Genomic DNA, 11,489 nt, shown 5'->3' with positions numbered 1-11,489 from the left:
TTGGGCCAGGTGCCCTCGTAGCCGAGCTTGAGCAGCGACCAGCCGTCCTTGGCGTAGTACGTCTCGTCGAATATCACCGCCCGCGGCTTGCCCAGATTCCAGAACCGGATGAAACCGGCCAACAGCGTCACCAGGAGGCACGGCAACCAGCCACCGCCGGTGTACGCGCTGTTGTCGGTGTACGAGGGCACCAACCGCTCGCGCAGCGACGTCGGCGGCCGGTCCCGATGCGGTATTCGGGCCGGCGGCCAGGTCCACCCCCGAACCTCGGCCTCGGCATGTGCGGCACCGGGGGTGCCGGGGGTGCCGGGTAACTCCACATCCCCCTCCGTTGGTTGCTTGCGGGTCGGCTGACCGGTCGCCACGTCACTCGTCACCGGAGCATCGTATTTGCGTACGAACCAGCCGGGGGTGAAGACGAGTTGGCGCGCCTTGCTTCGATAGCCGCTGTCGACCCGGGCCTTGGTGACGCGGAGGCGGGCGGCAGGCGATCGCCGCAGAGTGAATGGAAAACCCGGCGACCCCGCAGGCCGCAGAGGTGCAGCATGCGGCGATGGAACGCGCCGCGTACTGCGTGTCGATCTCGATCTCGACCTCCGGCGGGCACCGCCGGCTCGGGCGGTCGCCCACACCGAACGTGCCCGTGCGGCGTGCCCCACGCACGCCTCACGGGCATGTGTGGCGTTCGGCCTTCACGTTCCGGTCGAAACGCACACGCACGGGCGGCCCCTGCGGCGGTTCGTACTCCAGGGTGCGCGCCGGGCCGGCGGCCCCGGTGGTGGGACGGAGGCCGATCAGGTCGTCGTCCAGCCGGCCCAGGTCATCGTCCAGCCGCTCCAACCGTTCTCCGGGGCGATTACTTCACTGGGCGAGTGGATCACCTCGATCACGTCACCGATCAGCGAGTTCGCGAAGAACCACGCGGCCGGCATCTTGGCGTCGCCGCCGCCCACGACGTCCTTGAGGCCGACGCAGCCGTGGCTGGTGTTCTCCCGCCCGAACGGCGGATTGGCCTTGTCCTTGTACCAGTGGTTGCCGTGCACGTAGGTGCCGGTGTTGCTCAGGCGCATGCTGTGCGGGACGTCCGGGATGTCGTACGAGTCGGCGCCGTAGCCCACGCTCTGGCCGGACATCCGGATCGTGCCCTCCTTGGACATGATCGTCATCTTGCCGTTCCAGGTGGTGAATTCGCTGCTGCCCAGGCTGGCCGGCACCTTGTCCACAACCTTGCCGTCGCGGGTGATGGTCAGCGTGTGCGCGGTGCTGTCGGCGACGCTGGTCTGCGCGCGGCCGACGGTGAAGGTGACGTCTTTCTTCTGCTTGCCGTAGACACCCGGGGAGGTCTGCTTGCCGTCCAGGTTCAGGTGCAGCGTGACCTTCGTGCCGGGTTTCCAGTACTTCTCCGGGCGGAAGTCCAGCCGCTGGTTGCCGAACCAGTGGCCCTTGACGTCGACGGCGGGCTCGGAGGTGACGGTGACCGACTGGTTCACCACCGCCTTGTCGGTAACCGGCTTGGTGAAGTCCAGCGAGACGATCATGCCGACGCCGTACGTCTCGTTCGCGTCGATGTTGAACACGCCGTAGTTGGTGTTCGCCGGGGTGAGCGTGGTGAACGAGGACTGCAGCGCCGAGACCAGCCCGGCGGCGTCGGTCGCGGTCGCCGACACCGCGTACTTGGTACCGGTCTGCAACGCCGCCGACGGCACCCAACTGGCCCCGTCCGCAGACGCCTTGCCTTCGACGGCCTTGCCCTCGGAGGTCTTCACGGTGACCTCGGTCAGCTTGCCGGCGGCCACGCTCACCTTCAGCGCGCCGTCGGTGGCCACCCCGATCGCGCCGTCCTGCGGGGCGATGGTAACCACGGCCTTGGACGTCTTCGGCGCGTTGTCGCCGGCGCCGGGGCCCTTGCTCTGCGCGGTGGCGTCGGCCTTGCCGTCCTGCTTGTCCTTCGTGTCGCCGTCGCTGCTGCACGCGCCCATGCCGAGCAGCGCGACACACAGCGCGAGTACCGGCAGGACCCTGCGTGCCCGCCGCGAAGGGCGTCTCCCGTCGACCGCGCCGGCCGTGGTGCCTCGGGCCATGTTCGCCATGCGTCCCCCTAGATCGCGTTCTCAACGGAATGACAACCTTGTCCACCGCCCAGGTCACGACCTGCGGGCATGATCTGAATCACGACCCGAATCCGGAACCGATCCCGCTCCAACGGAAGTGTCTGCCGAAGGCAGCTCGGCAGGCCGCAGACTTCCGATCGTCTCGGCAGGGGCCACGACACACACGACGGAAACCATCGTCCCGGCCGGATCGCGTTGCGCGGGGCCAGGGCATTTCGAGGGTCGGGCGGTCAGGTTCGAGCGATCAGGGCATAGCGTTCATCCGTTACCGGCCGGGCGCAGTGGCCCCACCCACGGCACCGACACGCTGGAGGAAACGGCCTGCCTCGCCGATCCCGTCCGGCCGCACGAGCAGCCGCTGGTGTTCCCCGGCGCGAGGCGCGATCCCACCCTCGCCGGCCCGGACCGCCCGGCGCACCTGCTTGCCGCCGCGCGAGTGGCCTCGGCGCCAATGTCCCGCGTTGCGGACCGGCGGCGGCACCGGTGCACGCTGAAGGCCGCTGGATTCGGCGCAGCGTCTGACGCTCACGTTCCGGGGTTTCCAGGGCGTTGAACACCGGGCGCGCGGTGCGCAGTCCGCCGTGGCCCGACGCGTACGGGGAGCGGGGGTTCGGATCGGTGTCCTGTCGTGTTCCATGTCGGGTCCATGTGGATTCCAAGAGGGAGGGACGAGTCTTCTCGCAACGACACCGCAGTACTTGGGAGGACACACCATGTCGCTCATCGTTCCCGGCTTCGACGACTCCGTCCTGCTCCGTTCCACCGATGCGGAGGTGATCGGTCGCGCCCCGACCACCATCCGGCTCCTGGCGGACAGCAGTTCCACCGGGGGCGCGCTGTCCACCCAGCGCGTCACCCTCGCCGACGGCGCGAACGGCGCCACGCCGCACCGGCATTCGCGGTCGGCCGAATTGTTCTACCTGCTCGACGGGACGGCGCAACTCCTGTCCGGCGACCAAGTGGTCACCGCCGAGAAGGGCGACGTGGTCATCGTGCCGCCGGGCCTCGACCACGCGTTCGCCGCCGCACCGGGGGAGGACGCGGACATCCTGATCGTGATCACCCCGGGCGTCGAACGCTTCGAGTATTTCCGGCACTTGGAGCGCATCGCCTACGGCAAGGTGCCGCCGGAGAGCCTCCTCGACGTCCAGGAGCTCTACGACACCCACTTCACCACCAGCGAGAACTGGAACCGGTCGCGGAGCCGGGGCTGAGACCGAACGGCGCGCGCCGGCCGGGGTCAACCGCCCACCGCCTCGGCGATGGGCGGTTCCGGTCGGTCCCGGTGCGAGGAACTGCCGGGCGGCGTCGAGCCGGGGACGGAGACCGCGGTCGTGGCGGGCTGCGCGGTCTCCTCCCACCCCACCGGGGCGCAGGCGAACCGCCATCCGTCGACGCACCACGTCACCGACGCTCGACGACCACGGGTGCGGTGCCGGGGCAGCACTCGGTCACCGCGCTGCGCCCATACGACCATCGGCCGGCCGTCCGCGACGCCCTCCCGTCAGGGCCGGCGGGCGCCTAGGCGTACGCCCACCACACCCAACCCTTGACCCCACTGGCGTTGTGCTTCACGTAGTACCACCAGTTGGCCTCCCCGGCGTCCTTCTGGCAGTAGACGGTGACGTCGGCACCTTTCTGCAGCAACCGAAGCACCGTGGAGTTGCCGCTCGGCTTGGATCGCAACCGGACGTTGCTGCCGGAGATCTCCACGACGTGGTCCCTGAAGTCCAGGTCGCACGACGGATGCGACGCGGCCGTCGCGCTGGGAGCCACGACGACCGCGCCACCGGTGAGGAGCAACGCGGCCGCGGCCGCCATGCCGAGTCGACGTCGAAGCGTCGTGGATTGCCCCCGGAGCTCATGGTTTGCCGTACTGGATTTCATCGAATGCCCGTTCCTGCCCGCAGACGTGCGGACGACCTGGGTCGGCGGCACATCGGCCACCGCGTGATCACAGCCGGCGGTTCACGCTAGGTCCACACCCCATGGCCGGCTATCCGTATTGCGCAACCCGAGTACGCGAGGGACAGCGCTCCGCGCATGAACAGCACTGCCCGAGCTTCCGGGCCGACCCCGACCCCTACGGGGTGCCACCCGACATCTCGGCAAAGACGGGCCGGGGTCGGTACTCGTGTCCGTGACGACGAACAACCGCGTCAGCCCAGGCCTGACGGGTCGCCGGAGACTCCGATTCGCCAAGTAGTCGCCAATCAGCGCACCAGACGGGCCTTGCCGGCAGCGACGGACGTTCGACAACGACCGACCTGGACATTCAATCCGAACTGGACGTACAGTCCAAGTATGGGAATCGAGCCGGACCAGGACCCGCGAGTGCGGACATGGGCCCCGGTCTGTCAGGCCGTCGCACTGCTGCTGGGCCCGTACACCGAGGCGGTCCTCCACGACCCGGACACCGACCGACCCCGCTGGAACAGGCCGCATCGGTCCTGGCCGCTTTCGGTGCGCCCACCGTGCGGCGACCGGAGCCGTTGTTCGAGCACGACCGGGCCGACCACGTGCAGCACATCTTCGGCACCTACGTCCGCGAGGCCGGCAAGCCCGCCGAGCGCCTCAGCCGCAGCGACCGCCGGGAGGTCGTCGGCCGGCTGGACGACGCCGGGGTCTTCGCCGTACGTCGTGCCGTCCCGCTGGTCGCCGGCGCCCTGAAGGCTTCACGCTCCACCCTCTACACGCTGCTCGCCGAACACAGAGCTCAAAGGACTTCGTCATGACGCGCCTGCCGGACTTCCGCCTGGAACGATACTTCTCCCGCTGGGAATTCACCGCTCGCCATCACCTGACCGCCTCCGACGCGCAGACGATGACGCTGAGCGAGTTGCTGGCGCTGGCCGACGACGCCGATCGCAAGGATTTCGAGGATCTTTCGCTGGGCTACACCGAGACCTTCGGCGACCCCGCCCTGCGGGAAGCGATCGCGCAGACCTACACCCAAGCGGACGCGGACGACGTCATCTGCTTCGCCGGGGCCGAGGAAGCCCTCTACCTCGCCATGAACGTCCTGCTCGGCGCGGGCGACCATGCGGTGGTCGTGACCCCGAACTACCAGGCGGCGGAAACCGTTCCCCTCGCCCTGTGCGACGTCACGGGGGTGGCCCTCGACGCGGACCGGGACTGGGCCCTGGACCTGGACGCGGTGGCCGCCGCGATCCGTCCCGACACCCGTGTCGTCTCGGTCAACTTCCCCAACAACCCCACCGGCAAGGTCATCGACGCGGCCGACTTCACGGCGCTGGCCCGTCTGTGCGACGAACGCGGCATCCACCTCTTCAGCGACGAGGTCTACCGGGGCCTCGAGCGCGACACCCGGCGCACCCTGCCCAACGCCGCCGACCTGTCCCCGCGCGCCCTGTCTCTGAACGTCACTTCGAAATCCCTGGGTCTACCCGGACTGCGCATCGGCTGGATCACCTGCCGTGACGCCGACCTGCGCTCGCGCCTGGAGCGGGCCAAGCACTACACCACCATCTGCAACGCCGCGCCCAGCGAGGTCCTGGCCCGCATCGCCCTCAAGTCCCGCACCGTCATCCTCGAACGCAACCGGGCCCTGATCGCCGCGAACCTCCCCGCGTTCGACGCGTTCTTCGCCCGGTTCCCCGAGCACTTCGACTGGCAGGCCCCCGACGGCGGTTGCGTCGCCTACCCCCGTTACCTGGGAGCCGAAGGCGTCGAGACCTTCTGCACCCGCCTGGTCGAGGAAGCCGGCGTTCTCCTGCTGCCCGCAAGCATCTACCGCTCCGACCTCACCCCGACGCCCATCGATCGGTTCCGCATCGGTATCGGCCGTGCCCACCCCGAACGGGGCCTGGATGCCTTCGCCTCATGGATGGGCGATCACCGGTGAGCCTCCCCCTCTTCGACAGACCAGCCATCGCCGAGGCCGCACCGCCCCATCTCGTCATGGACACCGTCCGCGAGGCCCTGATCGCCCACGCCGAAGGCCGCACCACCGTCCCCTCGCCCCTGCACCTGGACTTCCCCGACGCCGAAGGGGACTGCCACGTCAAAGCCGGATGGATCACCGGCTCCGACACCTTCACCGTCAAGATCGCCACCGGGTTCTACCGGAACAACCGCAACGGGCTCCCCTCCAACCACGGCCTGGTCTGCGCACTCGACGCCCGCACCGGCCAGGTCCGCGCCCTCCTGAACGACGGCGGACTGCTGACCGCCCTACGCACCGCGGCCGCCGGCGCACTGATCACCCACGCCCTGGCCCGTCCCGACGCCACCACCCTGGCCGTGTTCGGCACCGGCGAACAGGCCCGTCTCCAAGTAACGTGGCTGGCCCGGCTCCGGCCCCTCGCTCGCGTCCTGGTTCACAGCCGCGCCCTGCACCGGGCACAGAACCTCTGCACCTGGCTGGACACGCAAGGACTCCACGCCCGCCCCGCCACCGCCCGCACGGCGGCCGAAGCCGACATCATCGTCACCACTACCCCCGCCACCTCCCCCGTCCTTGAGGCGCAGGCCGTCGGCGAAGGCACGCACGTCACAGGCATCGGCGCCGACATGCCCCACAAGAACGAACTACCCGCAGCCCTCTTCGGCCGCGCACAGCTGATAGCCACCGACGACCACGAGCAGTGCATCGACCACGGCGATTTCGGCCACGCGGTCCGCAGCGGCACCGCAGGCCGGCACACCGACCACCCCGCGGGTCTGCTCCTGAAGAACCCACCCCACCGACCGCTCAACGCGATCACCATCGCCGACCTCACCGGCGTCGGCGCGCTCGACGCCGCCCTCGCCTCCGTCGTCCTGCGCAACCTGCTGCCCTGAGCCAACCCCCTCCTACCTGTGGCGGGTCGCCGAGGGTCACCGTGGCTCGCCGCACCGCGCTCGGCGACCCGATCGCTCGGACCACGTGGCGGTTAGACTTGGGGCGCCCTCGTCCGCTTGGGCGGGGTCTCGGGGACGATGTTGGCGGTACGCCATGACAACACGCAAGAACCCTGCCGAGAAGTCCCGCAACGAGAGCGCCGCCGGCCGCGTCGACGCCGACAACCGCGGCTGGTCCCCCTCCGTGAACGCCAGGCGCCAAGGTGACAACGACAGCGCGCACCGGTCGTTCCATCCGGACGAATTCGCCCCACCTCCGGGACCCGGACGGACCGAGTCGAAGGAGGAGACCGAGGAGGTGCCCGGCGACACGGTGGAAAGCTTGGGACGCCGAGGCGAAGAACAAGGCGCTACATCCGGCGGCAAGGGCACACACGACCGAGGCCCCAAGGGGCCCTCCCGTCGTCCCAGTGGAGGCGAGGACGCCACCGCGACCACCGGCGTCGATCCCCAGGACGCGGACTCCTCCAACCCGCGCTCTCCGCGCCGCGCCTGAGGCCCCGCCACGACAGTGCGCCGACCGGCGGTGTCGGCCGCGCCTCACGCTCGGCACGGACACAGCCGTCGGGCGCCCGGTCAGCGGACGACGTCGAACACGTTCTTCTGTAGGCCGTTGGCGTACGCCTGGTGTTCGACGAGCTTCAGCTTCTGGGTGTCCTTGTCCGTGGCGCTGAACAGCCGCTTGCCCGCGCCGAGCAGGAGCGGGAAGACCAGCAGGTGGTAGCGGTCGATCAGGCCGGCGTCCGAGAGGGCCTGGTTCAAGGAGGCACTGCCGTGCAGGATGATCGGACCGCCCTCGGTCTCCTTCAGCGCGGCGACGTCGTCGAGCGAACGCAGGATCGTCGTCTCGCCCCAGTTCGACACCAGGTCGTTCTCGGTGAGAGTGGTGGAAACGACGAACTTCGGCATCACCTTGTAGTCGGCGAAGTCCGCCATGTCCGGCCACACCGCGCTGAACGCCCGGTAGCTGACCCGGCCCATCATCATCGCGGCGGCCTCCTTCTGCTCCCGGCCCTTGATCTCGAACGCCTCCGGGAGGAACTCGACGTCCTTGAACGTCCATCCGGAGTTCCGGTAGCCGGGCTCCCCGCCCGGGCCCTCCACGACGCCGTCCAGCGAGATGAAGGCGGTGCTGATCAAAGTACGCATCAAAGGTTCCTCGGTGTCTCGTGTCGGGTTCTCGGCTGATTCGGCCAGAGCGCGCTCATGTCGCGCCGCACCAGCCATGATCTTGGACTGCGGATCGCGGGGAAACTCATCGGCCCCCGCCCGACTTCTTCGAACGGCCCGCCGGCCGGCCGGGCGATGATGCCGCGGAGCCCGTCGACGAGGCGCCCGCGCGGTCGGTCAGCGGTGGAGCACGAGGCAGTCGTCGGGCTCCGGGCCCACCTCGGTCCCGAACGGGCGGCCGGCCCGGGTCAGCGTTGTCGCCAGCCACTCGACATCAACGCGTGGGGCGCGCCGGAGACGCATCCTCACGGCCCGCAGGGGCGCCATGCGCAGAGCGGCCAGCTCTCCCGTATCGCGCGCCACGGTGGCGATGTACAGGAGTCGCAGGTCGTCGCGGTAGGACTCGTAGCCACGGATGCCTTCGTAGTCGTCGACGCAGTCGCCGCAGCCGTACAAAATCAGTTTGTTCCGGTACACGTGGATCGCCCGAGGATGGTGCGAGGAGTGGCCGTGCACGACGTCGACGCCACCGTCGATCAGGCGGCGCGCGTACCGAGTCTGCGACCGCTCGATGTCGTAGCCCCAATTCGGGCCCCAGTGGACGGAAGCGACCACGATGTCCCCCGGGAGCTTCGCCCGACCCACCCGTGCGACGAGCTCCGCAGCACCCCGCTCCGACGCGTCGTGGGTGAAGTCGACGCCGGAGCGGTTCTCGGTCGCGGCCCAATCGGGCGGTACCCCGCTGGACGGCATCCCCTGGGAGAAGACCACCACCCGCCCGCCTTCCCCGACGGGCACCACCGCGGGGCGCCGGGCCTCCGCGATGCCGCCCCCCGCGCCGGCGGTGCGCAGCCCGGCCCCGCGTAGCACGTCGAGGGTTTCCGCCAGACCCGCACGGCCGAAGTCGAGGACGTGGTTGTTCGCCAGGACGCAGACATCCGGACGGACCGCCTCCAGGCACGGAATGTTGTCGGGGTGCATCCGGTAGTGCACGGCCTTGAACGGTTCGAAGTCGTCACTCGTGGTGATGCCGGTCTCCAGATTCACGATCCGGACGTCCGGTGCCTCGGCGTCGAGGACGTCCAGTGCGTCGCCCCAGGGCCAACGGAAGCCCACCGGTCGGGGAATGGGCCCGTTGGCCTCCTCCGCCAATCGCACGTAGTCACGCGCGTCGCCGACGAAACCCTCGCGCAGAGACGGATCACCCGGGTGCGGAAGAATCTGGTCGATGCCGCGGCCCAGCATCACGTCTCCGCACAGACACAGCGTCACGTGACGGTTCTTCATACTCCCAGGGTTCCACTGCCGGGCACGGTGGCGCATGTGGCACCCGAGTGACCGGGACGACGGGACATCCGCGAGCCGGACAAAGTCGGCGCAGGCGGGCGGGGCGCGTAAGGACCTTCCTGTCGAGGACCCCTGGCGGGCAAGCCGAAAAATTGTGCCGCTCTTCCGCTTTCACACGGTTCGTTCGGTGAAATTCGGCAATCGGGCGTGGAGGAGGTCGTCCATGACGTGGTCGAGGAGGCCGGCGAGGTCCAGCTTCCGGACCGAAGCATGTGGGCGGTCCCAAGATCCGCCGGCCGTAGTCGCATGTAGCCGATGTCGTGCCGGCGTTGAAGTCGAGGGCCCTCTTCGACGTCTGCGATCCTCGCCGTCGCGGTACGGCTGTTGGCGCCCGACAACCTTCCGGCGAGCTGTGCGGCCACCCCCATGTTGCCCCGACCCGCTGGTGGCCACGGCCGGTAGACACCGGTCGACGGGACCAATGGCCCATGCGGTCACAGGCAGGTTCGACGAATCTGGTGGCTGGGAGCCGCCGAGGCGGTGTCGGGACCGCAGCGTCCCGCATTCGGGTGGCGCTCTCGTCACGACTCGACCGAGAGGTACACGATGCGCGCGCCTGACGACACCGCCGACACGGCACCGGCGCCGGCAGGGGGCCCGGGCGGTCGCGCGTGGATGATGCTCACGCTGGCGACGCTGGGATTCGCGGTCAACTTCTGGGCGTGGGCACTGTTGAGCCCGCTGGGCCCGCGGTTCAAGGAGTCCCTGGCGCTCGGTTCGTTCGAGCAGTCCCTGCTGGTGGCGGTGCCCGTCGTGGTCGGCTCCCTCGGACGGGTTCCGGTAGGGGCGCTGACCGACCGGTTCGGCGGCCGAGTGATGTTCCCTCTGGTGTCGGCCGCGACGATCGTGCCCGTGCTCTACCTGGGCGTTGCCGGACACTCCTCGCTGATCGCCCTGCTCGCGGGCGGCTTTTTCCTCGGCATCGGGGGGACTGCCTTCGCTGTCGGAGTGCCGTTCGTCAGCGCCTGGTTCCCACCGGAGCGACGCGGGTCGGCCATCGGCATCTTCGGAGCCGGGATGGGAGGCACGGCGATCAGCGCGCTGACGACCGTCAAGCTCGTCGACGCTCACGGTATGGCCAATCCCTTCCTCATCACCGCCGCAACGCTCGCCCTGTACGCCGTGCTCGCAGCGGTACTGCTGCGCGACGCACCCGGCCGCACCGTCCCGAGCGAACCGCTCTCCCGGCGGCTGGCAGACACCATGCGGCTGCCCCTCACCTGGCAGGCATCCGCCCTGTACGCGGTCGCGTTCGGCGGCTACGTCGCCTTCTCGGTCTACCTGCCGACCTACCTCAAGACCGGCTACGGACTCGGCCAGGCGGACGCGGCGAACCGGATGGCCGGTTTCGTCCTGCTGGCCGTGGCCATGCGCCCGGTCGGCGGGTGGCTCTCGGACCGAATGGGCCCCACCCGGGTCCTGGCGGGCGCCTTGGCCGTCGTAATCGTGGGCGCGGCCGTCCAGTCGGCCACCCCGCCCCTCGCCCCGGTGGGCACCGTCGCCTTCCTCGCCATGGCCGCAGCTCTCGGCGCGAGCAGCGGCGCCACCTTCGCCCTCGTCGCCCTCCTCGCGCCTGCGAACAAGGTCGGCTCGATCACCGGCGTCGTCGGCGCCGCAGGCGGCCTGGGCGGTTTCGTCCCGCCCCTGGTCATGGGGGTCATCTTCAGCGCCACCGGGAGCTATGCCCTGGGTTTGCTTTTGCTGGTTCTGGTTGCGGTCGCCGCACTCGTGTTCACCGTCACCGGGGTGCGACGGGCCGCCGCCGGCGCCCGGCCCGGCCTCACCCGAACGCCCGCATGATCGCCCCCACATCTCCACGAGGACTCGGCTATGTGTGAATACCGCAGCTGCCGGACGGTGCCTCCATCGAAGAACCCACCCGCGAACACGACACCGTCGTCGATCCGATCGGCCGGGTACACGCCGCCCGCCGCGACGGCGACACACCCCGGAGGGCAAAACCGGGCCGGCGGATCGCCGCCGTGCCGGCCCCACCCA

At 69.7% G+C, this 11,489-nt stretch carries 11 protein-coding genes and 1 pseudogene; 7 read left to right on the top strand and 5 right to left on the bottom strand.

Features of this window, described 5'->3' with window-relative positions:
* Positions 1-377: pseudogene (locus ABZS54_RS06645) on the bottom strand (phospholipid carrier-dependent glycosyltransferase); the annotation flags it as partial.
* A gap of 417 nt (positions 378-794) precedes the next feature.
* The gene (locus ABZS54_RS06640; protein WP_355531753.1) at positions 795-2,090 is read right to left on the bottom strand and encodes an Ig-like domain-containing protein; all 1,296 of its coding nucleotides are present in this window, start codon (positions 2,088-2,090) and stop codon (positions 795-797) included.
* A 118-nt stretch (positions 2,091-2,208) separates the two neighbouring features.
* On the opposite strand from ABZS54_RS06640, the gene ABZS54_RS06635 reads away from it, so the two are divergent.
* Positions 2,209-2,664: an asparaginase domain-containing protein gene (locus ABZS54_RS06635; protein WP_355531751.1), complete on the top strand. Its 456-nt coding sequence runs from the start codon at positions 2,209-2,211 to the stop codon at positions 2,662-2,664.
* A gap of 160 nt (positions 2,665-2,824) precedes the next feature.
* Positions 2,825-3,325, top strand: a complete 501-nt coding sequence (locus ABZS54_RS06630; protein WP_355531749.1) for a cupin domain-containing protein — start codon at positions 2,825-2,827, stop codon at positions 3,323-3,325.
* 307 nt (positions 3,326-3,632) lie between these two features.
* On the opposite strand, the gene ABZS54_RS06625 is transcribed toward ABZS54_RS06630, so the two are convergent.
* A complete protein-coding gene (locus tag ABZS54_RS06625; protein WP_355531747.1) occupies positions 3,633-3,932 on the bottom strand; it encodes an SH3 domain-containing protein in 300 nt (99 codons plus the stop codon).
* A 653-nt stretch (positions 3,933-4,585) separates the two neighbouring features.
* Between ABZS54_RS06625 and ABZS54_RS06620 the strand changes: the two genes are divergently transcribed.
* The 4 genes from ABZS54_RS06620 (at position 4,586) to ABZS54_RS06605 (ending at position 7,470) form a co-directional block, all read left to right on the top strand.
* Positions 4,586-4,846, top strand: a complete 261-nt coding sequence (locus ABZS54_RS06620; RefSeq protein ID WP_355531745.1) for a helix-turn-helix domain-containing protein — start codon at positions 4,586-4,588, stop codon at positions 4,844-4,846.
* Complete coding sequence (locus ABZS54_RS06615; RefSeq protein WP_355531743.1) at positions 4,843-5,976, top strand: aminotransferase class I/II-fold pyridoxal phosphate-dependent enzyme; 1,134 nt, start codon at positions 4,843-4,845, stop codon at positions 5,974-5,976. The genes ABZS54_RS06620 and ABZS54_RS06615 overlap by 4 nt, the downstream gene beginning before the upstream one ends.
* A gap of 56 nt (positions 5,977-6,032) precedes the next feature.
* Positions 6,033-6,914: an ornithine cyclodeaminase family protein gene (locus ABZS54_RS06610; RefSeq protein WP_355531741.1), complete on the top strand. Its 882-nt coding sequence runs from the start codon at positions 6,033-6,035 to the stop codon at positions 6,912-6,914.
* 154 nt (positions 6,915-7,068) lie between these two features.
* The gene (locus ABZS54_RS06605; protein ID WP_355531739.1) at positions 7,069-7,470 is read left to right on the top strand and encodes a hypothetical protein; all 402 of its coding nucleotides are present in this window, start codon (positions 7,069-7,071) and stop codon (positions 7,468-7,470) included.
* Between the two features lie 80 nt (positions 7,471-7,550).
* On the opposite strand, the gene ABZS54_RS06600 is transcribed toward ABZS54_RS06605, so the two are convergent.
* Both ABZS54_RS06600 and ABZS54_RS06595 read right to left on the bottom strand, forming a co-directional pair.
* Positions 7,551-8,123, bottom strand: a complete 573-nt coding sequence (locus tag ABZS54_RS06600) for a dihydrofolate reductase family protein (RefSeq protein WP_355531737.1) — start codon at positions 8,121-8,123, stop codon at positions 7,551-7,553.
* A gap of 198 nt (positions 8,124-8,321) precedes the next feature.
* Entirely contained in the window at positions 8,322-9,431 is a 1,110-nt protein-coding gene (locus ABZS54_RS06595) for a CapA family protein (RefSeq protein ID WP_355531735.1), read from the bottom strand.
* A 606-nt stretch (positions 9,432-10,037) separates the two neighbouring features.
* Here ABZS54_RS06595 and ABZS54_RS06590 point away from each other — a divergent pair.
* A complete protein-coding gene (locus ABZS54_RS06590) occupies positions 10,038-11,291 on the top strand; it encodes a NarK/NasA family nitrate transporter (protein ID WP_355531733.1) in 1,254 nt (417 codons plus the stop codon).
* The last annotated feature ends 198 nt before the right edge of the window (positions 11,292-11,489 follow it).

Origin of the sequence: Embleya sp. NPDC005575, from assembly GCF_040605455.1 — a bacterium.
In the GTDB taxonomy this organism is placed as follows: domain Bacteria; phylum Actinomycetota; class Actinomycetes; order Streptomycetales; family Streptomycetaceae; genus Embleya.
Note: the sequence above shows the minus strand (reverse complement) of the source record. Positions and strands in the feature narration are given on the sequence as shown.

Coding starts and splice junctions, on each gene's coding strand:
- ABZS54_RS06640 (WP_355531753.1), bottom strand. CDS start 2,090: ATGGCGAACATGGCCCGAGGCACCACGGCCGGCGCGGTCGACGGGAGA.
- ABZS54_RS06630 (WP_355531749.1), top strand. CDS start 2,825: ATGTCGCTCATCGTTCCCGGCTTCGACGACTCCGTCCTGCTCCGTTCC.
- ABZS54_RS06625 (WP_355531747.1), bottom strand. CDS start 3,932: ATGGCGGCCGCGGCCGCGTTGCTCCTCACCGGTGGCGCGGTCGTCGTG.
- ABZS54_RS06615 (WP_355531743.1), top strand. CDS start 4,843: ATGACGCGCCTGCCGGACTTCCGCCTGGAACGATACTTCTCCCGCTGG.
- ABZS54_RS06610 (WP_355531741.1), top strand. CDS start 6,033: ATGGACACCGTCCGCGAGGCCCTGATCGCCCACGCCGAAGGCCGCACC.
- ABZS54_RS06605 (WP_355531739.1), top strand. CDS start 7,069: ATGACAACACGCAAGAACCCTGCCGAGAAGTCCCGCAACGAGAGCGCC.
- ABZS54_RS06600 (WP_355531737.1), bottom strand. CDS start 8,123: ATGCGTACTTTGATCAGCACCGCCTTCATCTCGCTGGACGGCGTCGTG.
- ABZS54_RS06595 (WP_355531735.1), bottom strand. CDS start 9,431: ATGAAGAACCGTCACGTGACGCTGTGTCTGTGCGGAGACGTGATGCTG.
- ABZS54_RS06590 (WP_355531733.1), top strand. CDS start 10,038: ATGCGCGCGCCTGACGACACCGCCGACACGGCACCGGCGCCGGCAGGG.